Here is a 23,379-nt window from a genome sequence, read left to right as displayed (position 1 = left end):
GCCACCTTCATTCGGCCTGCCGTCGCTCAAGCGTTGGCCACGGGAAATGCCACCGTGCCGGAAACGATCGATTCGGTCGGCTGTTCCGCGAGTTGCCTGGATGCATCGGCGGCATAGAGTGCCAGTTGCGACGCTTGCGGCCAGGCGCCGGCATCCGGCCGGACATTGCGGGCAAGGGCGGCGGCAAGCGCATCATGGTCATTTCGTTGCAGCGCATCATCATAGGCGGCAGTACGGCCATAAAACATCTTCGCCAGTTTCCGCATGCGCTTCGGCACGCCGACGTCGCCAATGCCCAGTTCCCGCAACGAATGTTCGACATCCATGAAGAACTCGTCGATCAGCACCTGCGCTACCTCTGCCGCGGCACCGCCCTCGCCGCGCAACCGGTGCTGGAACAGGAACATGTGCAAAGACAGCATCTCGAAGCGGCCGAGCGGCGTGTCCGGCACGTTCCAGGCGGAATAAAACACCGTTTGCCGCGCCGCCGCCACGATTTGTGCGTAAAGCGCCTCGGTGATGGCGCGGTTGGCATGACGTTCGCGGCCAAAGAGGCGCTGGAACATTAGAGGGTGGTCTCCCGGGACCGTTTGTTGAAGTGGCCTTGTTGCATCGGCAAGCAAGCTGGTTTACCGGTTTTGCGGCCCAGCGCAAGTTGCGGCCAGCTTATGGAGTTGTAGTTGCACGCGCTGAAATTCAAGTCGACTTTCCTGCCCAGGCCCGCCGGTGCGGTTTCGCTGCTGGTGATCGCCGCGGCGCTTTCCGCCTGCAATTCGTCCAAGATGATCGGCGATCTCAATCCGAGCGAGACGCTGACGCAGGGCTACGTCATCGACCAGCAGGCGATCGACTTGGTGCCGGTCGGCTCAAGTCGCGAACAGGTGCTGCTGGCGCTCGGCACTCCCTCGACGAAGGCGACCTTCGACAACGAGGCCTTTTATTACATTTCGCAGACGCGCAAGCGCTATGTCGCCTTCGACAAGCCGCGGCTCGTCGACCAGCATGTGCTGGCGGTCTATTTTGGCGATGACGGGCGCGTCACCCAGATCGCCAATTACGGCCTGAAGGACGGCAAAGTGTTCGACTTCATCTCGCGCACCACGCCGACCGGCGGCAAGGACCAGAACTTCCTCAGCCAGATCATCAGTGGCGCCAGCAAGCTGGCGCCTGGTGTTCCAGGCGCCAGCGGCGGCAGCACACTCGGCGGCACCTGATCCACCCCGGCGGTATCGGCTTTCGTTCCTTTCGCTTCCCTGTAAGCGGCACATCTCAGGCAATGAAAAACCCGCGGGAGCGATCCCGCGGGTTTTGTCTTGAGTCGTAGCGGCTGAGCTTAGCCGTGCGCGAGCACGGCCAGCAACAGCAGCGCGACGATGTTGGTGATCTTGATCGCCGGGTTGACCGCCGGCCCAGCAGTATCCTTGTAGGGATCACCCACCGTGTCGCCGGTCACCGAGGCCTTGTGCGCTTCGGAGCCCTTGAGGTGCTTGAGGCCGTCCTTGTCGACGAAACCGTCTTCGAACGACTTCTTGGCGTTGTCCCAGGCACCGCCGCCGGAGGTCATCGAGATGGCAACGAACAGGCCGTTGACGATGACGCCGAGCAGCGAGGCGCCGAGGGCGGCAAAGGCGGATGCCTTCGAACCCGAGATCAGGAGGACGCCGAAATAGACCACCAACGGCGCCAGCACCGGCAACAATGATGGAACGATCATCTCCCGGATCGCTGCCTTGGTCAGAAGGTCGACGGCGCGCGCATAGTTCGGCTTGGAGGTGCCGGCCATGATGCCCGGATCCTCGCGGAACTGCTTGCGCACCTCCTGGACGATAGCACCCGCGGCTCGGCCGACGGCGGTCATGGCGATGCCGCCGAACAGATACGGGATCAGGCCGCCGAAGATCAGGCCGGCGACGACATAAGGATTGGAGAGGTCGAAGGAGACCTCGCCCATGCCCTGGAAGTAGGGGTATTTGTCGCCATTGGCGGCAAAGAACTTGAGGTCGTTGGAGTAGGCCGCGAACAGCACCAGCGCGCCGAGACCGGCCGAACCGATGGCGTAGCCCTTGGTTACCGCCTTGGTGGTGTTGCCGACCGCGTCGAGCGCGTCGGTGGACTGGCGCACTTCCTTTGGCAGGCCGGCCATTTCGGCAATGCCGCCGGCATTGTCGGTGACCGGGCCGAAGGCGTCGAGCGCGACGATCATGCCGGCGAGGCCAAGCATCGTCGTCACCGCGATCGCCGTGCCGTAGAGGCCGGCAAGCTGGTATGTCGAGATGATGCCGCCGACGATGACGATCGCCGGCAACGCCGTCGATTCCAGCGACACCGCGAGGCCCTGGATGACGTTGGTGCCGTGACCGGTGACCGAGGCCTGGGCGATCGAGTTCACCGGGCGCTTGTTGGTGCCGGTATAATATTCGGTGATCACCACGATCAGGCCGGTTACCAAAAGCCCGACCAGGCCGCAGATGAACAGGTTCGTGCCGGTGATGGCCATGCCGGCGACGGTGCCGATCTCGCCCCAGCCGATACATGCCGAAGTGGCTACGGCAAGGCCGACAATCGACAGCAGGCCGGTGACGATCAGGCCCTTGTAGAGCGCGCCCATGATCGAGCCGCTGGAACCGAGCTTGACGAAGAAGGTGCCGACGATCGAGGTGAGGATGCAGGCGCCGCAGATGGCCAGCGGATAGAGCATGGCCGCGCCGAGAACGGCGGTGCCACCGAAGAAGATGGAGGCGAGGACCATGGTGGCGACCACGGTCACCGCATAGGTCTCGAACAGGTCGGCGGCCATGCCGGCGCAATCGCCGACATTGTCGCCGACATTGTCGGCAATGGTCGCCGGATTGCGTGGATCGTCTTCGGGAATGCCGGCTTCAACCTTGCCGACGAGATCCCCGCCGACGTCGGCGCCTTTTGTGAAGATGCCGCCGCCGAGACGAGCGAAGATCGAGATCAGCGAGGCGCCGAAGCCGAGCGAAACAAGCGAGTCGATGACGACGCGATCGTTTGGCTGCAGACCCATGAACTGGGTCAGGATCAGGTAGTAGATCGAGACGCCGAGCAGGGCCAGGCCAGCAACCAGCATGCCGGTGATGGCGCCCGACTTGAAGGCGATCTCGAGGCCGGCAGCGAGGCTGTTGGAAGCTGCCTGCGCGGTCCGCACATTGGCGCGCACCGAGACGTGCATGCCGATGAAGCCAGCGGCACCCGAGAGAACGGCGCCGATCAGGAAACCGATGGCGGCGGTGATCGAAAGCAGCCACCAGGCAAGCAGCAGGACCACGACGCCGACGATGGCGATGGTGGTGTACTGGCGCGCCAAATAAGCTTGGGCGCCTTCGCGGATGGCCGCGGAAATTTCCTGCATGCGTGCATTGCCCTGATCGGCCGCGAGGACCGAACGTGTCGCCCAGATGGCGTAAAGGACTGAAAGCAGACCGCAGGCGATGACAGCTGAAATTATGGTCATTGCCGAATTTTCCTCGATTGGTGGCCCAAAAGAACCCCTCCCCGGGCCGTTGAGACAGGGACGAATTTTCCGCAACCGGAATCCGTCCCTTCGCAGCGGCTTATGCGAAACAGGGCTCGGAACGTCAAGATATTGTTCGGTTCTTGTCCGGCTTTCGCCCAAAAGATCCCGGGTTTCGTCCAAAAGGCTGGACGGCAGTGCGCCTGTCGACACTGCCGCCCGGTTAGATCGATCGAAATCGGCGAACGGTCGTCAGGCTTTGCGCGGGTCGCCGTCTGGCTGCATGACGAAGACCAGCACCACCAGCATGGTCATGTAGAATTTGAACGCCGCTTCCTGACCATTCCATGTCGAAGACTGCCACATGGCGAACCACTCGCCGCCAACGACCATGAAGCCGAAATACCAAACGAGGAAACCCATGGTGGCGGCAATGATGGCGAACTTCTTGGCGTCGTTGAAAGCCTGTCCGCTGGCGTTGCGCGCCTGCCAGAGTTGCCAGGCGGCGATCAAGTAGAGCAGGCAGGTCAGCGCCTCGCCAATGATGATCAGCCAGTAGCCCGCCGTCCACAAGGCCGGGTTGGTGATCGAGCGGTACATCAGTGCGTTGCCGGGAAAGGTCGTGTCCATGCTCAGCACATGCTGGACAAAGGCGAAGTTTGACCCGTAATCGGTGATGTTGCCGAAGGCGACGAGGAAGGCGAAAGCCGCCAGACACAAACACATGACGATCTTGGAGAAACGCGCGGTCATGGCAAGAACTCCTGCTGAAAGATCGGGGCATCACATTCATCAATCGCCGAGTCCCGAAGATCGCGCAACGGGTGGGCCAGTGATCATCGTGCTCACAGCTGTCGCGAGACATTATGCCGGCAAGCAAGACATTGCCGAGACTGTCGAAGCCCTCGATCTCGACAGTGATTGCGCGGTGGGTGACTTGGTCTCTGTGGTTAGAGCCGACACACGGCATGATTTCGCCATCATCCGCCGCCGCTGGGTCGCTAGCGAAACGGGCACCACGCTCGAACTGACGCTCGATCATCCAGCGCGTTCAACGGGCCGCTGAAAGAAACGAACTTCGCCCCGAGAGGTTACTCGGCCTCGCGTCCCATGCGCCGAGCCGTGTAGCGCTCGATCGCCGACAGCCCGTCATAGATCAGCACGGCAAGGGCGGCGACGATCAGGCCGCCCTGCAGGATGAAGGCGAGGTTGTTCGACAGCAGGCCGGCGATGATCACCTCGCCCAGTGTCCTCGCTGCCACCGTCGAGCCGATGGTCGCGGTGGCGAGGCTGATCACCACCGACAGCCGGATACCGCCAAGAATGATCGGCGCGCTGAGCGGCAGCTCGACCTTGACCAGCCTTTGCCAGCCGGTCATGCCGGCGCCACGCGCCGCCTCGACGACGTTGGCCGGCAGCGTCGTCAGGCCGGTCAGCGCGTTCTCGAAGATCGGCAGCAGCCCATAGAGAAACAGCGCAATCAGCGTCGGCTTTTCGCCGAAGCCGACTGCCGGCACGGCAAGCGCCAGTACCGCCACCGGTGGAAAGGTCTGGCCTATATTGACCAGGCTGCGCGACAGCGGCAGGAATTCGGCGCCGGCCGGCCTGGTGACCAGGATGGCGAGCGCGACTGCAACGATCGTCGCGGCAACCGTTGCGATCAGCACGGTCCGCAGATGCAGCAGCGTCAGCGTCAACAGGCTGCCCTGATTGTAGATTACCGGCGCATTGTTCTCTGTCAGCGGCTTCAGCAGCGGTTCGAACCAGCCGGGATTGGTGACGAAGGCAATAAGCACCACCACCAGGGCAAGCCTGAGCAGCGAGGGAAGCCGGGCCTTCATGCCGGCCTCGCCGCGCGCTTAACCAGCCCGTCCACCGTGACGCGGCCAAGCGGCTTGCCTTCGGCATCCTTCACCGGCAGCGCCGGGCGGCCCGACCACAGGAGTTCGGCGAGCGCGTCGCGCTGGCTGGCATCACCGGGGATCGCCTCGCCTTCGGCGGTGCCCTTTTCCACCGCGTCGCGGACCCGGCCAAGCGACAACAGCCGGAACGGTTTTTCGCTGGCACCTACCAGGGTTTCGACAAACGCACTGGCCGGTTTTGCCAGTATCTCGGCCGGCCCGGCATATTGCACCACTTTGCCGCCATCCATCACCGCGATCTTGTCGCCCATGTGAACAGCCTCCTCCATGTCATGGGTGACAAGGATGATGGTGGTGCCGAAGCGCTTCTGGATCGCCAGCAGGTCCTCCTGCGCCTTGTTGCGAATGATCGGATCGAGCGCGCCGAACGGCTCATCCATCAACAGCACGTTGGGTTCCGCAGCAAGCGCGCGGGCGACGCCGACGCGCTGCTGCTGGCCGCCGGAAAGCTCATGCGGATAGCGTGGCCCGTAGGCTTCGGGGTCGAGTTGGTAGAGCCTCATCAGCTCGTCGACGCGGGCCTTGATGCGGTTGGCATCCCAGCCAAGCAATACCGGCACGGTGGCGATGTTCTGCGCCACCGTGCGATGCGGAAACAGGCCGTCGCCCTGGATGGCATAGCCGATGCTGCGACGCAGCTCGTAATCCGGCACCGAGCGGTTGTCGACGCCGTCGAGCTTGATCACGCCCGACGTCGGCTCGACCAGCCGGTTTATCATGCGAAGCAGCGTCGTCTTGCCGGAGCCGGAGGTGCCGACGATGACGGCGATGCTGCGCGGCTCGATTACTATCGACACGTCGTCGACAACTGTCGTCTCGCCGTAGCGCTTGGTGATGCCTTCGATCTCGATCATGTCGTTTCAACCCTGCGCTTGCTGGCGCTCATTTCGATCACTGCATCGAGGATGATGGCGGCGGCGAAGGCCAGCGCGACCGTCGGCACGGCACCGAGCAGCACCAGATCCATCGCCGTCTGGCCGACGCCCTGGAACACGAACACACCAAAGCCGCCGCCGCCGATCAGCGCGGCAATCGTGGCGAGGCCGATATTCTGCACCAGCACGATACGGATGCCGGTGAGGATCACCGGGAAGGCCAGCGGAAACTCAACGCCGAACAGCCGCTGGCGGTCGGTCATGCCCATGCCGCGCGCTGCGTCGTTGGCGGCACGCGGTACACCGGCAAGGCCGACCACGGTGTTAGCCACCACCGGCAGCAGCGAATAGAGGAACAGGGCGACGAAAGCCGGCGCTGTGCCGATGCCGCGAATCCCGAGCGCGGCAGCACCCGGCACATGCGAAGCAACCCAGCCGAGCGGTGCGATCAAGAGGCCGAACAGCGCGATCGAAGGAATGGTCTGGATGATGTTCAGTACGTTGAGCACACCGGCCCGCAATTTCTCGACGCGGTGGCAAAGGATGCCGAGCGGCAAGCCGATGATTACTGCTGCCGCCAGTGAACCCAGCGCCAACCTCACGTGTTTGGAGCCTTCCGCCCAAAAACTATCGGCGCGATTGAAATATTCCTTGAGGATCGACAGGCTGTTCCAGCTCCCCGAGACCAGCAGCAGGCCGATCGCCGCTGCGGCGACAACGAGCACGCCGACCCGTGCCTGCGGCGACAGGTTCAGCCTTGTAAGCACGTCGGCGAGCAGAAGCGTGAAGGCGAAGATAAGCAGCCAGAAGCCCGAAGCCGGCGAGATACGGGCGAAGGTGTTGCCGGCGGGCGTCAGGAAGCTGCCGGCAACGCCGATCAGCAGCGCCAGCGCCGCAAGTGCAACCGCACTGGCGGCGAGGCGCAGAGCAAGCGGCGTTTTCAGCAGCGCAATGAGCGCCGCTGCGACAACAATCGCCATCAATAGCGGACCGACTGCCGCAGGCAAAGATTCGAGGATCGAGCGCGCCTCGCCGGGTACGATGCGATTGGCGCGGAAGGTGGCGAATGGCGCCGCAAAAGCCGCATAGGCCGATATCGCCGCGATGACCACGCCGAGCTTGTCGAACCGGATGCGCACGCCCTCCCCCATCGGCCGATCCGGCGCACCTCGACAGCGGCGCGCCGGAATCGCCTTACTTCAGGAAGCCGTTCTTCTTCAAAAAGTCCTCAGCGACGCCCTTGACCGGCTCGCCGCCAACCTGCACGCGGCCATTCAACTCCTGCAGCGTGACGAGATCGAGCTTGGCGAAGACCGGCTTCAGCAGCGTCTCGATTTCGGGATGCTCCTTCAGCACCGCCTCGCGGATGATCGGCGCCGGCTGGTAGACCGGCTGCACACCCTTGTTGTCTTCAAGCACGACGAGGCCGGAGGGCGCGATGCCGCCGTCGGTGCCGTAGACCGTGGCGGCGTTGGCGCCGTTGGTCTGGTTGGCCGCAGCGGCAATGGTCGCCGCCGTATCGCCGCCCGACAGCGTGATCAACTGGTCCGGTTTCAGCGTGAAGCCATAGGTCTTCTGGAAAGCGGGCAGCGCGGCCGCCGAATTGACGAACTCGGCGGAGGCCGCCAGCACCACCTTGCCGCCGCCCGAGGCGTATTTGCCGAAGTCGGAGAGGGTGACGAGCTTGTTGGTATCGGCGACTTCCTTACGCAGGGCGATCGCCCAGGTATTGTTGGCCGGTGACGGGGATAGCCAGACGATCTTGTTGGCGTCGTAGTCGAGCTTCTTGGCAGTCTCGTAGGCCTTGGCGGCATCTTTCCACACCGGATCGTCGGCCTTCTCGAAGAAGAAGGCGGCGTTGCCGGTGTACTCGGGATAGATGTCGATCTCGCCGGCTGTAATCGCCTTGCGTACCACGGGCGTGCCCCCGAGCTGGATGCGGTCGGTGGTCTGGATATTGTTGGCGTTCAGCACCAGCTGGATGATGTTGCCGAGCACGCCGCCTTCGGTGTCGATCTTCGACGACACCACCACCTGGGCGCTTGCCGAGGCTGCCGTGATGCCGAGCGCCAGTACAGCGCCGGCCAGAACCTTGATTGAAAACATCTCACAAATCCCTTGCTGTGAACCGGAATACGGCTGCCGCATATGAGCATGGCTTCGATGTCACGTCGGGGTACACGGTTTCATAAGAAGGGGGATGGACGCAATAATTTTGTTCGGATGCGAGTGACTCCGCTGTTGCCTCGTCCCGACAGCGTGACGTCAGCTGGCCGCGCGCAAGCCTGTCATCTTCAACACGCCCAGTGCCACGAAGCACAGCGCGACGACCGGGAAAATCATCCAGTTCAGCATCTCCCAGCCCCAGGCATTGTAGACCGCGCCCGACATCAGCGAGGCGAAGGCGACGGAGCCGAACAGGACGAAATCGTGGAACCCCTGGACCTTGCCTTTTTCGGATGGCTGGTAGCTGTCGGCCACCATGGCGGTGGCACCGATGAAGCTGAAGTTCCAGCCAAGGCCGAGCAGGATCAGCGTCGTCCAGAACTGCCACAGTGCCAACCCCGACAGCGCGACTATACCGCAGCCAATGAGCAGCACCAGCCCGATGGCCACGATCCGTTCCGCGCCAAAACGATGGATCAGCGACCCCGTGAAGAAGCTCGGCGCGAACATCGCCATGACGTGCCAGGAAATGCCGAGCGTGGCGTCGTCGGTCGAAAGGCCGCAGCCGACCATGGCCAGCGGCGCGCCGGTCATCACGAAGCTCATCAGTGCGTAGCTGCCGATGGCGCAAAACAACGCCGCGATGAAGCGTGGCCTGGTGACGATTTCTGAGAGCGGCCGGGCGTCGCTGTCGGCGATTTCCACCTTCTCGGTTGCCTTGGCTGGGATGCGCAACAAAGAGAGAATGGCGGCGCCAACCGCCGCCAGCACCAGGATGGACGAAAACGCGCCGGCAAACTTCACCGGCGAGAACAGATCGCCGGTGAAGATGACGATCTGCGGCCCGAGTATGGCGGTGACGATGCCGCCGGCCAGCACGAAGGAGATGGCACGCGCCTTGAATTCCGGCGGCGCATTGTCGGCGGCGGCAAAGCGGAATTGCTGGACAAAGGCACCGCCGATGCCGATTACGGCAAGGCCGAAAGCGAACAGCCAGAAGCTGGCATGGAACAGCGCCAACGTGGCGATCAGGCCGCCAAGCGCTGTCACCGCCGTGCCGGTCATGAAGCCATCGCGCTGGCCGAGCCGGCGGATGATCGCCGCGGCCGGTAAGGAACCGAGCGCCACGCCGACATTGAAACCGGTGATCGGCGCGGTTGCCAGCGACTTGTCAGCATCGAGCAGGTACTGCCCGGCCAATCCACCCATGGAAATGGCGATGGGTGCCGCCGAACCGATGACCGCCTGCGAGGCTGCAAGGATGAAGGCGGTGCGACGCGCTTCCCTGCCCGCCTCAACGGCGACGACGGCAGTCATGGGGCGTCCTTGCCGCGGCCCTCGCCGCGCACCCGGCGCGACACGCGATCAAGCACCGCATTGACCAGTTTCGGCTCGTCTTCCTCGTAAAATGCCTTGGCGATGTCGACATATTCGGAAACGATGACCGCCACCGGCACGTCCTCGCGCTGCATCAGCTCGTAGACGCCGGCGCGCAATATGGCGCGCAATGTGGAATCGAGCCTCGACAGAGGCCAGTCCTCGGTCAGCGCCTGTCGGATGACTGGATCGATGGTCTTCTGGTGCTCGACAACGCCGGCAAGAATGGCGCGGAACCATTGCGCATCGGCTTCGCGATAGAGCGCGCCGTCGACTTCCTTGCCGAGCCTGAACGCCTCGTATTCGGCGGTGATCTCAAACACACCGCTGCCGGCGACGTCCATCTGGTAGAGCGCCTGCACAGCGGCCAGACGGGCAGCACCGCGCTTGTTGGCATGGCGAACCGCAGGCTGGCCGGGCGAAGCGGGTTCGCTCACGTTCGCTCTCCCAGCTGTTCCTTTAGAGCGATCATGGTCAGCGCCGCACGCGCCGCAAAGCCGCCCTTGTCGCCTTCCGAACGCCTGGCCCGTGTCCAGGCCTGTTCGTCGTTTTCCGTGGTCAGGATGCCGTTGCCGATGCAGACCGCATCCTGCACGGACAGGTCCATCAGGGCACGGCTGGATTCATTGGCGACGATATCGAAATGATAAGTGTCGCCGCGGACCACCGTGCCGAGGGCGACGAAGCCGTCATAGTTCGTCCCGCCTTCGGAGGCACCGTCGAGCGCGAAGGAAATCACCGCCGGGATTTCGAGCGAGCCCGGAACAGTGACGACATCGTATGTCGCGCCCGCTTCCTCGAGGGCCTTTGTCGCGCCTTCGAGCAACGCGTCGGCAAGGTCGTCGTGAAAGCGCGCCTCGATGACAAGAAGGTGGGCCTTCTTCTTCGGACGGATGAACGCTTTGCCGTGTTGGGATGTGCCAGCCATAGATGTCTCCGGGGATCGCCGGTGACTTAGGCCGAAGCCGGTTTGATCGCAAGCGGAAGATTGCCGAAGGAACTTTCAAGGCCAACTCGGCGGCGGTCGCATCAGAGAATGGGCTTTATGGACGAGCGCCTCAAAGCCCCTCTTTAGCCGCCTCCACCAGTCGCGCCGCGTAGCGGGCCATGGTGTCGATCTCGAGATTGACCCAGTCGCCGACCTGGCGTCCGCCCCAGGTGGTGACCGTCAGCGAGTGGTGGATCAACAGCACGTCAAAGCGGCTGCCTTCGACCTTGTTGACGGTGAGCGAAGTGCCGTCGAGTGCGACGGAACCCTTGGGGGCGATGAATTTGGCAAGCTCGCGCGGTGCTTCCAGGGTAAAGCGCACGGCATCACCCTCTTCCTTGCGGGCTACGACCTCGGCCATGCCGTCGACATGGCCTGACACAATATGGCCGCCAAGCTCGTCGCCGATCTTCAGCGCTCGCTCCAGGTTGATCCGCGTGCCGGATTTCCAACCCATCGCGGTCGTCAGCCTGAGCGCCTCTTCCCAGGCCTCGACCTCGAACCAGCGTGCGTTGGCGCCACCTTCCGGCAATCCGGTTACCGTCAGGCAGACGCCGCCGCAGGAAATCGAGGCGCCGATGGCAATGGTCTGCGGATCGTAGGCGGTGTCGATACGCAAACCGACGCCTTCCCTGAGCGGCTTCACGGCAGCGACGGTGCCGACATCGGTGACGATTCCAGTGAACATTAGTTTGGCCCCGTGAACATCAGTTCGGTCCTAGATGTCTCTTATCCATTCCGCATATGTATCTTCGCCGAAACGCATGTTGCGCAATTTGCGAAATCCCGGCGGGATATTGCTGGCATCGATCGGCGATGCAATGCCGCCCTCGCCGATCGCGTCCGGCCCCTGAAACAGCACGATACGATCGATCAGTTGTTCGTCGAGGAACGCCTTGGCCACCTTGGCGCCGCCCTCGACCAGGACACTGGCCATGCCGAGCGCCGCCAGATCCTCGAGCAGTTCCGGCAGCGCAATATCGCCTTCATACGTCTCAGTGCCGATGAAGCGAACGCCGGCGCGTTCGAGCGCGGCGCGCCGGTGCGGATCGGCCTCGGCGCAGGCAGCGATATAGAGCGGCACGCGGTCGACGCCGGCGACCAATTTCGAAGTCTCGGGTACCCTGATCTGACGGTCGAGCACGATGCGCGCCGGCGAACGGCTCTCCAGTCCCGGAAGCCTAACCGTCAGCGCCGGATCGTCTTCCAATGCCGTGCCGATGCCGATCAATATGCCATCGGCTTCGGCGCGCATCAGATAGACTTCGCGCCGGGCGATATCGCCGGTGATGGAGACCTGCCCCTCGCCTCTCACGCCGATCTTGTTGTCGCTCGAAAGCGCAAGTTTCAGGATCACTTCCGGGCGTTTGTTCAAAGATCGAATCAAATAGCCGGCCATCTGCTCCGCGGCCTCGGCCGCCAGCACTTTTTCCACCACCTCGACGCCAGCGGCATGCAAGATTGCATAGCCCTTGCCGGAAACACGCGGGTCCGGATCGCTGGCAGCGCCAACCACACGCGTCACGCCGGCACTGACGAGCGCATTGGCGCAAGGCGGCGTGCGGCCGTGATGGGCGCAAGGCTCCAGCGTTACATAGGCGGTGGCGCCGCGCGCCAGTTCGCCGGCCTCCGCCAAAGCCTCGGTCTCGGCATGCGGCCGGCCGCCGACGGCGGTGACGCCGCTGCCGATGATCATCGGCCCGTCGCCGTCATCGCGTACGATCAGCGTGCCGACGGAAGGATTGGTCGAGGTCCGGCCGGCATTCTTGCGCGACAGCCTGAGGGCCGCCGCCATATAGCGGCGATCGAGGACCTCTTGCTCCGCCGTGCTGCGCTCGGACCCAGCCATGCTCAGCCGGCGTCCTCTTCGCTCTTCAGCTCTTCGCCCCTAGGCTCGTCGGTTTTGAGCTCGTCGCCCTTGAGCTCGCCCAACACGTCGTGGAAATCCTTGGCCTCGCGGAAATTGCGGTAGACGGAGGCAAAGCGCACGTAGGCGACATCATCGAGTGACTTCAGTGCCTCCATGACCAGCCGGCCGACTTCGCCGGATGCGACTTCGGTCTCGCCCGAGCTCTCAAGCTGGCGCACGATGCCGGTCACCGCGCGGTCGATGCGCTCGGGATCGACATTGCGCTTGCGTACCGCGATTTCGACCGAGCGCAGCAGCTTGTCGCGGTCGAACGGCACCTTGCGTCCAGACTTCTTCACCACGACGAGGTCGCGCAATTGCACGCGCTCGAAAGTGGTGAAGCGGCCGCCGCAATCTGGGCAGACGCGCCGCCTGCGGATCGCCGCGCCGTCTTCGGCGGGGCGCGAATCCTTCACCTGCGTATCTTCGGACTGGCAGTAGGGACAGCGCATGGAGAGCCTTCGGTTCGCGATTCTCGTGGAGCGAAAGGCTTAGAGGTTTTTGCCACGATGGCAAAGTATGGCCGATGACCGATCGCGCCTCAGAGATAGCGAGGCACGAGCAAAATTGCGAGAGCGGCAATCAGTTGGACGGCAATACGCCAATCAGGGAGCGACGTCGCCGGTCGGGAAGCCGCAGGACGTGCCGAGATAGCGATAGGCCTTGGTGAAGCCGTCCATCGATATGGTCGCGACCGGCTTGTCGGCGAAGCTGACATCGAGGGCGCTGGTGCGGCGCATGGCACGCAGTATGGCAAGCGTGGTCTCGCGTTTGTTGTTCACTATCCACTGGCCGTCGGCGATAAGATGAAAACCAGCCTTGATCTTGTCGTTGACGTCGCGGAACACCGCCGGGATGTTGTCGCCTTTGGGCAACTCACTGTTTTTCACGGCGATGATGAGGCTCGGATAGCCCTCGGGTGGCAGTACGTCGCCATTCGAGATGGCCAGCGTGAGGGTGCCACTGGTCCCGTTAGCGTCGAAAAAGACCGTCGAGGCGGCGCAGGTCTTGCGCACATCCTCGCCGGTGTTGACCTCGTCCACCGTGGTGGACCAACTGCCGAAGGTCTCTGTCTTGGGTGCTGCCGGGGTCGGCTCGGTCTGCGCAAAGGCCGCGCCGAGTAGCTGCGAGGTGGCTAAGGTGAGCAAGGCAGCGCCAACACTGGCGAAACGGAAAATTCGCATCATCATCAAGCGTCTCCGAGATGAAGCCGTGCCCAGTTGATCGGCGCCGTCACAGTTGGGGGAACGACGCCCAGCGTCAACCAAGATACGGGTAAAGCGGAAAACGATCCGTCAATGCCGCCACCTTGGCCTTCACGGTTGCCTCGACGGCCGCGTTGCCCTCGTCGGAATTGGCGACCTTCAGTCCATCGAGCACTTCGGCGATCAGCTTGCCGATCTCGCGGAACTCGGCCTGGCCGAAGCCGCGCGTGGTGCCGGCCGGCGTGCCGAGCCGAACGCCCGAGGTCACGAAAGGCTTTTCCGGGTCGAAGGGGATGCCGTTCTTGTTGCAAGTGATATTGGCGCGGCCAAGGGCAGCCTCGGCGCGCTTGCCGGTGGCGTTCTTGGGGCGCAGGTCGACCAGCATCAGATGGTTGTCGGTGCCGCCGGAGACGATGTCGAGACCGGTTTCCTGCAGACTGGAGGCCAGCGCCTTGGCATTGGCGACGACGCTCTCGGCATAGATCTTGAAGCTCGGCTTCAGCGCCTCACCCAGGGCCACCGCCTTGGCGGCGATGACATGCATCAGCGGGCCGCCCTGCAGGCCAGGGAAGACGGCCGAATTCATCTTCTTGGCAATATCCTCGTCATTGCAAAGGATCATGCCGCCGCGCGGCCCGCGCAGCGATTTGTGCGTCGTGGTGGTGACCACATGGGCATGCGGCAGCGGCGACGGATGCATGCCGCCGGCGACCAGGCCGGCGATGTGGGCCATGTCGACCATCAGATAGGCGCCGATCGAATCGGCGATCTCGCGAAAACGCTTCCAGTCCCAGACACGTGAATAGGCTGTGCCGCCGGCCAGGATCAATTTCGGCCTGGTCTCATGGGCGGTCTTCTCGATTGCGTCCATGTCAAGCAGATGATCGTCCCGGCGCACGCCATAGGAGACGACCTTGAACCATTTGCCGCTCATATTGACCGGCGAGCCATGCGTCAGGTGTCCGCCGGAATTGAGGTCGAGGCCCATGAAGGTATCGCCGGGCTGCAGCAGCGCCAGGAACACCGCCTGGTTCATCTGGCTGCCGGAATTCGGCTGGACGTTGGCGAAGTTGCAGCCGAACAGCTTTTTCGCGCGTTCAATGGCCAGTTCCTCGGCGACGTCGACGAATTGGCAGCCGCCATAGTAGCGCTTGCCCGGATAGCCCTCGGCATATTTGTTGGTCATGATCGACCCCTGTGCCTCGAGCACGGCACGCGAGACGATGTTTTCCGAGGCAATCAGCTCGACCTCGTGGCGCTGGCGGCCGAGTTCGTCGCGGATGGCGCCGAAAATCTCGGGGTCGGCATCGGCAAGCGTGGTTTCGAAAAAGGATTCGAATTTGTTCGACACTGCCGCTGCTGTTGCCATGGGCTGAAATCCTCAAGGTTCGGGGTCTGTCGCGCCATTAACACAGTTGCTTTCGGCCCGCCACGTTTGCAGCGCGAAATTTGCTGGCCGGATTGCGCCAGCACCCTGAAAGCACGTTAATTTCCTCGCCTGCCGGTCGGCAGCAGGGCTTTGGGTGATCTCCTGAACTGCGCCGCATGGTTTGCATATGATCCGTGGCGAACCGATTTTCGGAATCATGCGCAAAGCTCAGAGCCAGTCGGCGACAATAAAAAAAGGCCGCCCTTCCGACGGCCTTTTGCAAATGAACTCAGCTGCTTAGAGCGCGGATGTGATCTGCAACTCGTTGGCTCCGTCGAGGCCGTAAATGTCGTCGCGGAACTGCACCACGCCCGGCCCCGTCGACCAGGCCGAAACGTAGAGAAAATAGACCGGCACCGGATTGGTGACCTGCACCGGCGTGTTCTCCCCGGTCTTGATCGCCGCCTCGAAATGCTGGCGGTCCCAGCCCGGTGTGTCGCGCAGAATCCAGGTGACGAGGTCGCGCACGTTCTGGACCCGCACGCAGCCAGAGGAATCGAAGCGCATCAGCTTGCCGAACAGGCTCTGCTGCGGCGTGTCGTGCATGTAGACGCCGTCCGGGCTGGGGAAATTGATCTTGACCGAGGCCATCGCGTTGCCGGAACCCGGATCCTGGCGGAAGCGGTATTTGGCGGCATCGTCGGTCGACCAGTCGACCGTCATCGGGTCGACCTCGCTGCCGTCCGGCGCAAACAGGCGGATATGGCTGTCCTTGAGATAGTTGGGGTCCTTCCGCATCAGCGGAATGATGTCCTTACGCACGATCGAGACCGGCGCGTTCCAGTACGGATTGACGATGATTTCGTTGATCTTGGAATTGACGATCGGCGTCTGGCGATCGATCTTGCCGACGATTGCGGTGTGGCGCAGCACGACGCGGTCGTTCTCGACAGCCTCAATCTGCGCCGCCGGGATGTCGACCAGCACATAGCGGTTGCCAAGCGTGCCGGCCCGCTCACGCAGCCGCTGCAGATTGGTCTGCAGCTGACCAAGCCGAACCGGCGCCGACACATTCATTGCCGCGAAAGTATATTTGCCCGTGGTTCCGTCGGCCGGCAAGCCGTGACGCAACTGGAAGCGCTTGAGCGCCGAGTCGACGTAAGAATCGAATGCTTCCGAAAGCCCGGCGCTCTGCGCCAGGTCGCCCGATATCATCAAGCGCCTGCGCAGCGGCACCACATCGGGATCCTCGACGCCAAGCTGCAGCTTCTTGGTATCCGGAACCTGCTCCCAGCCGCCTTGCGCGACGATATTCTGATACTGCATGATCGCCTGCTCGGTGAAGGACACCGTCTGCAGGCTGAAGATCGGCAGCGTCGAGGCAACCTTGCCGCCTTCGCTGGCACGCGCATCGAACTGGTCGTCCCAGTTGCCGCGCGCCGAGGATTTCAGGATATCTCCGATCACATCCTGCGCACTGGCGCGGCCGGCGACCATTGCGGCTGCGAGCACGGAGGCTCCTGAAAGGAAGAAACGGCGGCTGGTTCTCATGGACGTTCCAGACATTCTTGCTACAATTCAACCCACCGGGCGGTCTCGCCCGCACTCTAGAGTTGGCTTCTTAACAATTAGCCAACCATGGCCCGCATCACTTCGGTGTAAAACCACATGGGAAGTGACTTGAGCACAGGACAAATGCACGGCTTTGGCCCCAGCATCACCCGCATCTTCGGTTCCATTGGAATATGGCGGCAACGTGGCTGTTGCTCGAATTTGGAGCGGCCGGCCTGACGAAACGGAAAGACCGGTGCTTTTCGGCACCGGCCTTTGGTCTACTCCGCGGCAGCGCTTCCGTGGCGCGGCTTCAGATCTTGCTGCGGCGGATGCGACTACATCCGATAGGCGATGGTATCGTTCCAGAACCGATCCAGCCGCTGCAGGGCGCGGTTCATCTGCTTGAACTCTTCGGTGTTGATGCCGCCGACCTGCTCGATCGAGCCGACATGGCGCTCGTAGAGGCCGGCGACGACTTCCGCCACCTCATTGCCCTTCGGCGTCAGCGAGACCCGCACCGAACGACGGTCGATGCGCGAGCGCTGGTGGTTGATGAAGCCGAGATCGACCAGCTTCTTCAGATTGTAGGAGACATTCGAGCCGAGATAATAGCCGCGCGAGCGCAGTTCGCCGGCGGTCAGCTCCGAATTGCCGATGTTGAACAGGAGCAGCGCCTGGATGGCGTTGATGTCGGAGCGGCCGTTGCGGTCGAATTCGTCCTTGATCACATCAAGCAGACGGCGATGCAGCCGCTCGACCAGCTGCAGCGATTCCATGTACAGCGAACGGATCGCCTCGCGGCGGTCATCGGATACGTTGGCGGTCTTCGCCGCCGGACGCGAATTGATCATTGTCTTTGCCTCTCGTTTGTCGCCCGGTGATTTTTTGTTCTTCACCTTGATCGCGACACTATCGAATACTCATAAAATTCGACTTAAACGCCAAGGCTAACAAGAGCTTACCGGTAAGGGGTTTCGAAAGAGGCTTAACGGACGGTCACCCGAGCAAGGATAATTAACCTAAAGATTTAGCCAACGATCCTGGCCGGAATTGCTATCGCCGGGCTTGCCGCTTCTGGATCCAGATCACCACGCGGAACACTATGTAGAGCAGCGCCACCGCAAGGTGCGAGGCGACGATCAGCGGCCGGTGGCCGAACAGCTCGGGGAAGCCGGCATACATGACGCTCTCGGTCACCGCGCAGATGAACCAGATCACCGGCCCCCAGGACGCCAGCATCCAGAGGCCGGCGGCGGCGAATGGAAAAAACACCGCCAGCACCACCGCCGCCACCTGCCAGTGCACCGGCATCAGGTCGAAGCGCCACAACGGCCCTGGGTAAAAGCCGATCAGCCGGATCCAGTACAAGATGCCAAACAGCAGACAGTAGCCGGCGATAACGCGCTGGAACCAGGCGAAGATGACCTCGATCGTCGAGGGCTGCAGCACCACGCGTCTCGAGGCTGCCTCGCTCACAGCTTCAGTTCCCGTTCGCCGAGCGGTGCGAAATAGGCGTCGACCTCGGCGGCGCTGACGTCATCGATGCTTTCCGGCCGCCATTGCGGCGTTGAGCCCTTATCGATGATAGCGGCGCGGATTCCTTCATAGAAGTCGTGCCCGGCAAGCATGCGGTTGAGGATACGGAACTCCATTTTCATGCACTCGTCCATTGACAACGTCTGCCCGGCGCTGATCTGGCGCCATGCAACATGCAGGCTGGTCGGTGAACGGGTGCGGATGGTGGCCAGCGTCTTTGCCGCGAACTCGTCGGCAGCGGCTGCCCGCTCCAGGCTGGCGACGATATCGGCCAGCGACGGCTGCGCGAAATGCCGGGCGATGGCTTCCAGCGTCGGCCTATCGGTCTCGCGCCTGGCCGGGACGAAGCAGCCGCGCAGCACCGATTCCGGGTCGCCGCTTGCCACCAGCCGGTCGAGAAAGCCGGCCTGGTCCTCCGCCTTGATCGTATGGGTGGCGAGGCCCGACCACAAAGCATCACCGTAGCGGATGCGGTTGCCGGTCAGCGCCAGATACATGCCGAAGCTGCCGCCGAGATCCGGCAACAGATGGCTGGCGCCGACATCCGGGAAAAAACCGATACCGACCTCGGGCATGGCAAACTGCGCGTTCTCGGTCAGCACCCGCTGCGAGCCGTGGAAGGAGATGCCGACGCCGCCGCCCATGACGATGCCGTCGATCAGCGCAAGATAGGGTTTCTTGAAGCGGGCGATGCGGGCGTTCAGCCGGTATTCATCGGCGAAGAAATCGACCGGAGGCTTTCCTGCGCGGCCGGCTTCGTAGATGTGGAGGATGTCGCCGCCCGCCGAAAATGCCCTGCCCTCGGCCTTGACGACGACAACGTCGACGCCGTCGTCGCGCTCCCAACTGCGCAGCGCCTTGTCCAGCGCCTTGACCATGCGGTGGGTTACGGCATTGAGCGCCTGCGGCCGCGTCAGCGTGACGATGCCGGCCCTGCCCAATCTTTCGAAGCGAATCTCGTCGCCTCCGCCAAAATCCATCGCCAGAGAATCCCTCCCGCGCCCCGCCGGGAGTGAAGTGCTAAAGCGTGGCGCATGGCCCCGTCAATGGCGGCGCCCAATCCACTGCTTGGTCGTCGGCATCACCCAGTGCTAATGCTGGCGCTTTGAACCGGAAGGTTGAACCATGCCTTGGTTGCCGCGCCTTGCTGTTGTGGTGATCGGCCTGATCGCTGCGAACACTCCTCCCGTATCGGCCGAAACCGTCGACGAGCTCTATCAATCGCAGACCATCGTTACCGGCCAGGGCGAGGTCAACAGGCAGACCGGTTTCAAGGCCTGCCTCGATGCGGTGCTGGTTCGTGTGTCCGGCGATCAGCGGCTGCCGAAGAGAGCTGAGATGGCGGCGCTGCGCGAGAAGGCCGGCAGCTTCGTTGCCGAATTCCGCTATCGCGACCGCATGGAAGGCATTCCAGTCCATGACGAACAAGGCACCCATGACCGGCCCCATGATCTCACTTGTCTGTACAGGCCTGACGTTATCGATCCGCTGCTTGCCGCGCTTGGCAGCAAACCATGGCTTGGCGAGCGGCCACGCCTGGCAATTTTCCTGGCGGCGGAGCAAGGCACAAGGCAGTTCGCGCCGACCGCCGACGATGAGCGCGGCGCGCCCATGCGGGAATCGTTTGCAAACGCTGCCGATCCGCTGGCCATGCACATTCTCTTTCCCCAAGCATCGCTGTTGTCCGGGCACGACGATCAGACGCTGCGTAGTGCCGATATGGTGACGCTGGACCAGCTTGCCCGAAAGGCCGGTGCCGATCAGGCGCTCGCCGGCAGCCTGATCTGGAGCGACAAGGAGTTGGGCTGGATCGCCGATTGGCGGCTTGCCATGAACGGCAAGGCTTATAAATGGCAAGTGCGCGGTGTCAGCTTCGACGAGGCATTCCGCGTCGCCATGCGGGGTGCTGCGCAGATCCTGTCGGGCAATGGTCAACCAGAATAGCCAACAGTACCGCTGGCACAATCGTGTCGCATTGGTCAGCAGCGGAAGCTCGTGGTAAAAGCCGCCCGATCCGGAGTTTTTGCGATGAACAAATTCACCCCTGCAAAGCCTGCCGGCGCGCGCAGCGTCGACGAGATCACCGGCAGCCGGCGGCTGCGGCGCATGCGCAAGGCCGATTGGTCGCGCCGCCTTGTCCAGGAGAACCGGCTGTCGGTCGACGATCTGATCTGGCCGATCTTCGTCGTCGACGGCAGACAAGTGCGCGAGCCGATCGCCGCCATGCCCGGCGTCTTCCGCCTGTCGCTCGACCTCGCCGTCAAGGAGGCTGAGCGCGCGGCTAAGCTTGGCATTCCGGCGATCGCCACTTTCCCCAATGTCGAGCTCGGCCTGCGCGATCAGACCGGTTCGCACATCCTCGATCCGGAAAACATCATCAACCGTGCCACCCGCGCCATCAAGCACGCAGTGCCGGAGATCGGCATCATCACCGACGCGGCGCTCGATCCGTTCACCTCGCATGGCCACGACGGCATCTTGCGCGAGGGCATTATCGTCAATGATGAGACGGTGGAGCAGGTGACAGCGGCGGCCGTCATCCAGGCGGCGGCGGGGGCCGACATCATTGCCCCCTCGGACATGATGGACGGTCGGATCGGTGCCATCCGCGATGCGCTCGATGCCAATGGGTTTCAAGATGTAGCGATCATGTCCTACGCGACCAAGTTCGCATCCGCATTTTACGGCCCCTACCGCGAGGCAGTCGGCACCGCCGGCCTGCTCAAGGGCGACAAGAAGACCTATTATATCGATCACGCCAATTCCGACGAAGCGGTGCGCGAGGCCGAGCAGGATCTCGCCGAGGGCGCCGACATGCTGATGGTCAAGCCTGGCCTGCCCTATCTCGACATCATCCGCCGGCTGAAGGACGAGTTGCAGATGCCGACCTTCGCCTATCAGGTCTCGGGCGAATATTCGATGATCAAGGCCGCCGCCGCCAATGGCTGGATCGACGGCGAACAGGCGATGCTGGAATCGCTGCTCGCCTTCAAGCGCGCCGGCTGCGACGGGATTCTCACCTACTTTGCGCCCGAAGTGGCGGCGATGCTGAGGGGCTAGCAAACGTTGTTGTGGGGGCTGGGCAAGCATTTCAAAACGGTGTTTGGTCCCAAGCCACGCGGCGACACAGATACGCTTGGGTATCACGCCTATGTCACGCTTTATGACTGGATTGTGCCGAGTTCCAAGCTGTCCAGCGCTATTGGTCGAATCTCGGACAAGCAAAAATCCGCGCTTGACGCCGCATGGATCGAGCTTGAAAGCGGCCTCGCCGGGTGGAAGACGAAGAACCATATCCTGGCGGCGGATATAGCGGCCGAGATCCGAAACAGCCTCTCGGAATCAGACCTCGACGACACCGTCGTTTCTATCCTCCTCGATCAATCCGGCTCGATGCGCGGCCAAAAAATTCTGTACGCGGCTGCATCCGCCGACATTGTTCAGGAATTCCTGAGCACACTGGGCCTCAAGGTCGAACTCTTGGGCTTCACAACGCGCAATTGGCGCGGCGGAGAATCAAGACGCACTTGGAACGAAGATGGCCGGCCCGCCAATCCGGGAAGATTGAACGACCTGCTTCATATCGTCTACAGGGAGGCCGGCGACAAGCGCCAGAGCAGTATGGGCCATGCCCTCAAGCCGATGCTGCGACCCGACCTGCCCAAAGAGAATGTCGATGGTGAAGCCATCGAGTGGGCGGCCGGGCGGCTGCTGCAACGTCCTGAATCCCGTAAAATACTATTTGTCGTATCCGACGGCGCGCCGGTCGACGATGCCACACTTTTAGCAAACAGCCCGCGCTATCTCGACGATCATCTTATTCATGTGGTTCGGCAGCTCGAGAAAGCCGGCCGGGTTGAGTTGCTGGCGGTTGGATTAGGCTTTGACGCAAGCCGCTACTATCGCGTCTCAGCGAATTGCGAGGCTCCCGATCAACTTGCCGGAACCATGCTGACGTTGTTGAAACGTGAGCTTGTCGCCGAGCCCAGAGCGCATAGCAACGACCGTGGCTGACGAGAGGCTAGTTCAATCAGAACCAAGTCAGCCCCATCGTCCCGACCGGCCCTCCATCGGCATTTCCGATGCCATCGTCGTCATTTTACAGATGTGGCAGCAGATACCGCTTGCAAAATGCAATCAGTTAAACTACCCCGATAACTGCTTGCATCTCACAATTGGTTATCGAGGAGGCTCTCATGTCCAAACTTCGCGTCAGCGCTTTCACCCTGTCGATCGACGGCTTCGGCGCCGGTCCCGACCAAGACCTGAAGAACCCGCTGGGTGTTGGCGGGGAAGCCCTGCACGAATGGATGTTCGGCACCCGCACCTTCCGCAAGATGGTCCTCGGCAAGGATGGCGGGACCACGGACACTGACGAGGCGTTCGCGGCGCGCAGCTTCGAAAATGTCGGCGCATGGATCCTGGGCCGCAACATGTTCGGCCCGATCCGCGGCGAATGGCCGGATGACAGCTGGAAAGGCTGGTGGGGTGACAACCCACCCTACCACGTGCCGGTCTTCGTGCTCACGCACCATCCGCGTGATCCCATTGTCATGGAGGGCGGCACGACCTTCTATTTCGTGACCGACGGCATCCACTCAGCGCTGCAAAAGGCGAAAGCAGTGGCTGACGGCAAGGATGTACGGCTGGGCGGTGGCGTTTCTACGATCCGGCAATATCTGAAGGAAAAGCTCATCGACGAGATGCATCTGGCGATCTCACCGGTCCTGCTAGGCGCCGGCGAGAGCCTTTTTGCCGGCATCGACATGCCCAAGCTCGGCTATCGCTGCAGCGAGCAGGTCGCGACGCCGAAGGCCACGCATGTCATCATCGAGCGCGATTAGGACGTAGCGTCGGATTTTTGTCTGCGCTGTTGGCGAAACCCTTGGTGCAGGCCCCTTTCTCCCCGTCACTATACCAGGGCTATCGCATATGAGTGATGGCATTGATGAGATAGTCGTCGTTCCAGGCGCATTTCTTGATGCGATGGCTGATGGGAACTT

Annotated in this window: 25 protein-coding genes; 6 read left to right on the top strand and 19 right to left on the bottom strand. The window is 62.5% G+C overall.

All coding sequences use genetic code 11. The features are described from left to right. Window positions 1-26: 26 nt before the first annotated feature. Window positions 27-566 carry a ubiquinol-cytochrome C chaperone family protein gene (locus tag NKH21_RS14325; RefSeq protein ID WP_023674506.1) on the bottom strand — a complete coding sequence of 180 codons (540 nt, stop codon included), beginning with the start codon at window positions 564-566 and terminating at the stop codon, window positions 27-29. A 114-nt stretch (window positions 567-680) separates the two neighbouring features. Between NKH21_RS14325 and NKH21_RS14320 the strand changes: the two genes are divergently transcribed. Then, window positions 681-1,214: an outer membrane protein assembly factor BamE gene (locus tag NKH21_RS14320; RefSeq protein WP_352662772.1), complete on the top strand. Its 534-nt coding sequence runs from the start codon at window positions 681-683 to the stop codon at window positions 1,212-1,214. Window positions 1,215-1,333: 119 nt separating this feature from the next. On the opposite strand, the gene NKH21_RS14315 is transcribed toward NKH21_RS14320, so the two are convergent. Then, window positions 1,334-3,475, bottom strand: a complete 2,142-nt coding sequence (locus tag NKH21_RS14315) for a sodium-translocating pyrophosphatase (protein WP_352662774.1) — start codon at window positions 3,473-3,475, stop codon at window positions 1,334-1,336. A gap of 252 nt (window positions 3,476-3,727) precedes the next feature. Continuing rightward, window positions 3,728-4,228 carry a DUF2165 family protein gene (locus NKH21_RS14310; protein ID WP_352662777.1) on the bottom strand — a complete coding sequence of 167 codons (501 nt, stop codon included), beginning with the start codon at window positions 4,226-4,228 and terminating at the stop codon, window positions 3,728-3,730. A gap of 79 nt (window positions 4,229-4,307) precedes the next feature. Between NKH21_RS14310 and NKH21_RS14305 the strand changes: the two genes are divergently transcribed. Next, entirely contained in the window at window positions 4,308-4,541 is a 234-nt protein-coding gene (locus NKH21_RS14305; protein WP_352662780.1) for a hypothetical protein, read from the top strand. Window positions 4,542-4,566: 25 nt separating this feature from the next. Here the strand turns inward: NKH21_RS14305 and NKH21_RS14300 are convergent, their stop codons facing one another. The 16 genes from NKH21_RS14300 to NKH21_RS14225 all read right to left on the bottom strand — a co-directional run bounded on the left by NKH21_RS14300 (window position 4,567) and on the right by NKH21_RS14225 (window position 19,356). Beyond that, on the bottom strand, window positions 4,567-5,316 hold the full coding sequence (locus NKH21_RS14300) for an ABC transporter permease (protein ID WP_352865632.1): 750 nt from the start codon (window positions 5,314-5,316) through the stop codon (window positions 4,567-4,569). Continuing rightward, window positions 5,313-6,251: an ABC transporter ATP-binding protein gene (locus tag NKH21_RS14295; RefSeq protein ID WP_352865630.1), complete on the bottom strand. Its 939-nt coding sequence runs from the start codon at window positions 6,249-6,251 to the stop codon at window positions 5,313-5,315. The genes NKH21_RS14300 and NKH21_RS14295 overlap by 4 nt, the downstream gene beginning before the upstream one ends. Next, window positions 6,248-7,423 carry an ABC transporter permease gene (locus NKH21_RS14290; RefSeq protein WP_352865628.1) on the bottom strand — a complete coding sequence of 392 codons (1,176 nt, stop codon included), beginning with the start codon at window positions 7,421-7,423 and terminating at the stop codon, window positions 6,248-6,250. The genes NKH21_RS14295 and NKH21_RS14290 overlap by 4 nt, the downstream gene beginning before the upstream one ends. 43 nt (window positions 7,424-7,466) lie before the next feature. Then, window positions 7,467-8,378, bottom strand: coding sequence for a glycine betaine ABC transporter substrate-binding protein OsmF (gene osmF, locus NKH21_RS14285; RefSeq protein ID WP_352865625.1), 912 nt, complete (start codon window positions 8,376-8,378; stop codon window positions 7,467-7,469). Between the two features lie 159 nt (window positions 8,379-8,537). Then, a complete protein-coding gene (locus NKH21_RS14280) occupies window positions 8,538-9,755 on the bottom strand; it encodes an MFS transporter (RefSeq protein WP_352865623.1) in 1,218 nt (405 codons plus the stop codon). Then, complete coding sequence (gene nusB / locus NKH21_RS14275) at window positions 9,752-10,252, bottom strand: transcription antitermination factor NusB (protein ID WP_352662798.1); 501 nt, start codon at window positions 10,250-10,252, stop codon at window positions 9,752-9,754. Before nusB ends, NKH21_RS14280 begins: the two co-directional genes overlap by 4 nt. Next, window positions 10,249-10,743 carry a 6,7-dimethyl-8-ribityllumazine synthase gene (ribH, locus tag NKH21_RS14270; protein ID WP_352449305.1) on the bottom strand — a complete coding sequence of 165 codons (495 nt, stop codon included), beginning with the start codon at window positions 10,741-10,743 and terminating at the stop codon, window positions 10,249-10,251. Before ribH ends, nusB begins: the two co-directional genes overlap by 4 nt. A gap of 130 nt (window positions 10,744-10,873) precedes the next feature. Further along, window positions 10,874-11,491, bottom strand: coding sequence for a riboflavin synthase (locus NKH21_RS14265; RefSeq protein WP_352662801.1), 618 nt, complete (start codon window positions 11,489-11,491; stop codon window positions 10,874-10,876). A gap of 30 nt (window positions 11,492-11,521) precedes the next feature. Next, entirely contained in the window at window positions 11,522-12,652 is a 1,131-nt protein-coding gene (gene ribD, locus NKH21_RS14260; RefSeq protein ID WP_352662804.1) for a bifunctional diaminohydroxyphosphoribosylaminopyrimidine deaminase/5-amino-6-(5-phosphoribosylamino)uracil reductase RibD, read from the bottom strand. Between the two features lie 2 nt (window positions 12,653-12,654). After that, window positions 12,655-13,164: a transcriptional regulator NrdR gene (gene nrdR / locus NKH21_RS14255; RefSeq protein ID WP_292658679.1), complete on the bottom strand. Its 510-nt coding sequence runs from the start codon at window positions 13,162-13,164 to the stop codon at window positions 12,655-12,657. A gap of 153 nt (window positions 13,165-13,317) precedes the next feature. Continuing rightward, the gene (locus NKH21_RS14250) at window positions 13,318-13,902 is read right to left on the bottom strand and encodes an invasion associated locus B family protein (RefSeq protein WP_352662808.1); all 585 of its coding nucleotides are present in this window, start codon (window positions 13,900-13,902) and stop codon (window positions 13,318-13,320) included. Between the two features lie 70 nt (window positions 13,903-13,972). Further along, on the bottom strand, window positions 13,973-15,286 hold the full coding sequence (glyA, locus tag NKH21_RS14245; protein WP_352662811.1) for a serine hydroxymethyltransferase: 1,314 nt from the start codon (window positions 15,284-15,286) through the stop codon (window positions 13,973-13,975). A 297-nt stretch (window positions 15,287-15,583) separates the two neighbouring features. Further along, window positions 15,584-16,837, bottom strand: a complete 1,254-nt coding sequence (locus NKH21_RS14240) for a L,D-transpeptidase family protein (protein ID WP_352662814.1) — start codon at window positions 16,835-16,837, stop codon at window positions 15,584-15,586. A gap of 338 nt (window positions 16,838-17,175) precedes the next feature. Then, complete coding sequence (ldtR, locus tag NKH21_RS14235; protein ID WP_023674486.1) at window positions 17,176-17,691, bottom strand: transcriptional regulator LdtR; 516 nt, start codon at window positions 17,689-17,691, stop codon at window positions 17,176-17,178. Window positions 17,692-17,893: 202 nt separating this feature from the next. Beyond that, entirely contained in the window at window positions 17,894-18,316 is a 423-nt protein-coding gene (locus NKH21_RS14230; RefSeq protein WP_352662817.1) for a DUF6163 family protein, read from the bottom strand. Next, complete coding sequence (locus NKH21_RS14225; protein WP_352662820.1) at window positions 18,313-19,356, bottom strand: enoyl-CoA hydratase/isomerase family protein; 1,044 nt, start codon at window positions 19,354-19,356, stop codon at window positions 18,313-18,315. Before NKH21_RS14225 ends, NKH21_RS14230 begins: the two co-directional genes overlap by 4 nt. A 145-nt stretch (window positions 19,357-19,501) precedes the next feature. On the opposite strand from NKH21_RS14225, the gene NKH21_RS14220 reads away from it, so the two are divergent. The 4 genes from NKH21_RS14220 to NKH21_RS14205 all read left to right on the top strand — a co-directional run bounded on the left by NKH21_RS14220 (window position 19,502) and on the right by NKH21_RS14205 (window position 23,220). Continuing rightward, window positions 19,502-20,320, top strand: a complete 819-nt coding sequence (locus NKH21_RS14220; protein WP_352662823.1) for a DUF2066 domain-containing protein — start codon at window positions 19,502-19,504, stop codon at window positions 20,318-20,320. An 84-nt stretch (window positions 20,321-20,404) separates the two neighbouring features. Continuing rightward, window positions 20,405-21,436: a porphobilinogen synthase gene (gene hemB / locus NKH21_RS14215; protein WP_352865614.1), complete on the top strand. Its 1,032-nt coding sequence runs from the start codon at window positions 20,405-20,407 to the stop codon at window positions 21,434-21,436. A 9-nt stretch (window positions 21,437-21,445) separates the two neighbouring features. Beyond that, the gene (locus NKH21_RS14210) at window positions 21,446-22,390 is read left to right on the top strand and encodes a cobaltochelatase CobT-related protein (protein WP_352662829.1); all 945 of its coding nucleotides are present in this window, start codon (window positions 21,446-21,448) and stop codon (window positions 22,388-22,390) included. Window positions 22,391-22,572: 182 nt separating this feature from the next. Beyond that, complete coding sequence (locus NKH21_RS14205; protein WP_352662832.1) at window positions 22,573-23,220, top strand: dihydrofolate reductase family protein; 648 nt, start codon at window positions 22,573-22,575, stop codon at window positions 23,218-23,220. The last annotated feature ends 159 nt before the right edge of the window (window positions 23,221-23,379 follow it).

The sequence above is a fragment of the Mesorhizobium sp. M1329 genome (genome assembly GCF_040318035.1).
Classification (GTDB): Bacteria; Pseudomonadota; Alphaproteobacteria; order Rhizobiales; family Rhizobiaceae; genus Mesorhizobium.
This window is presented reverse-complemented; position numbering and strand designations above follow the sequence as displayed.

Excerpts from the sequence above, each read along its gene's own strand:
- NKH21_RS14325 (WP_023674506.1), bottom strand. The coding sequence starts at position 566 with ATGTTCCAGCGCCTCTTTGGCCGCGAACGTCATGCCAACCGCGCCATC.
- ribH (WP_352449305.1), bottom strand. The coding sequence starts at position 10,743 with ATGGCTGGCACATCCCAACACGGCAAAGCGTTCATCCGTCCGAAGAAG.
- NKH21_RS14225 (WP_352662820.1), bottom strand. The coding sequence starts at position 19,356 with ATGGATTTTGGCGGAGGCGACGAGATTCGCTTCGAAAGATTGGGCAGG.
- NKH21_RS14250 (WP_352662808.1), bottom strand. The coding sequence starts at position 13,902 with ATGATGATGCGAATTTTCCGTTTCGCCAGTGTTGGCGCTGCCTTGCTC.
- NKH21_RS14265 (WP_352662801.1), bottom strand. The coding sequence starts at position 11,491 with ATGTTCACTGGAATCGTCACCGATGTCGGCACCGTCGCTGCCGTGAAG.
- hemB (WP_352865614.1), top strand. The coding sequence starts at position 20,405 with ATGAACAAATTCACCCCTGCAAAGCCTGCCGGCGCGCGCAGCGTCGAC.
- NKH21_RS14310 (WP_352662777.1), bottom strand. The coding sequence starts at position 4,228 with ATGACCGCGCGTTTCTCCAAGATCGTCATGTGTTTGTGTCTGGCGGCT.
- glyA (WP_352662811.1), bottom strand. The coding sequence starts at position 15,286 with ATGGCAACAGCAGCGGCAGTGTCGAACAAATTCGAATCCTTTTTCGAA.
- ribD (WP_352662804.1), bottom strand. The coding sequence starts at position 12,652 with ATGGCTGGGTCCGAGCGCAGCACGGCGGAGCAAGAGGTCCTCGATCGC.
- NKH21_RS14220 (WP_352662823.1), top strand. The coding sequence starts at position 19,502 with ATGCCTTGGTTGCCGCGCCTTGCTGTTGTGGTGATCGGCCTGATCGCT.
- NKH21_RS14280 (WP_352865623.1), bottom strand. The coding sequence starts at position 9,755 with ATGACTGCCGTCGTCGCCGTTGAGGCGGGCAGGGAAGCGCGTCGCACC.
- NKH21_RS14240 (WP_352662814.1), bottom strand. The coding sequence starts at position 16,837 with ATGAGAACCAGCCGCCGTTTCTTCCTTTCAGGAGCCTCCGTGCTCGCA.
- NKH21_RS14290 (WP_352865628.1), bottom strand. The coding sequence starts at position 7,423 with ATGGGGGAGGGCGTGCGCATCCGGTTCGACAAGCTCGGCGTGGTCATC.
- NKH21_RS14300 (WP_352865632.1), bottom strand. The coding sequence starts at position 5,316 with ATGAAGGCCCGGCTTCCCTCGCTGCTCAGGCTTGCCCTGGTGGTGGTG.
- ldtR (WP_023674486.1), bottom strand. The coding sequence starts at position 17,691 with ATGATCAATTCGCGTCCGGCGGCGAAGACCGCCAACGTATCCGATGAC.
- osmF (WP_352865625.1), bottom strand. The coding sequence starts at position 8,378 with ATGTTTTCAATCAAGGTTCTGGCCGGCGCTGTACTGGCGCTCGGCATC.
- NKH21_RS14315 (WP_352662774.1), bottom strand. The coding sequence starts at position 3,475 with ATGACCATAATTTCAGCTGTCATCGCCTGCGGTCTGCTTTCAGTCCTT.
- NKH21_RS14295 (WP_352865630.1), bottom strand. The coding sequence starts at position 6,251 with ATGATCGAGATCGAAGGCATCACCAAGCGCTACGGCGAGACGACAGTT.
- nrdR (WP_292658679.1), bottom strand. The coding sequence starts at position 13,164 with ATGCGCTGTCCCTACTGCCAGTCCGAAGATACGCAGGTGAAGGATTCG.
- NKH21_RS14205 (WP_352662832.1), top strand. The coding sequence starts at position 22,573 with ATGTCCAAACTTCGCGTCAGCGCTTTCACCCTGTCGATCGACGGCTTC.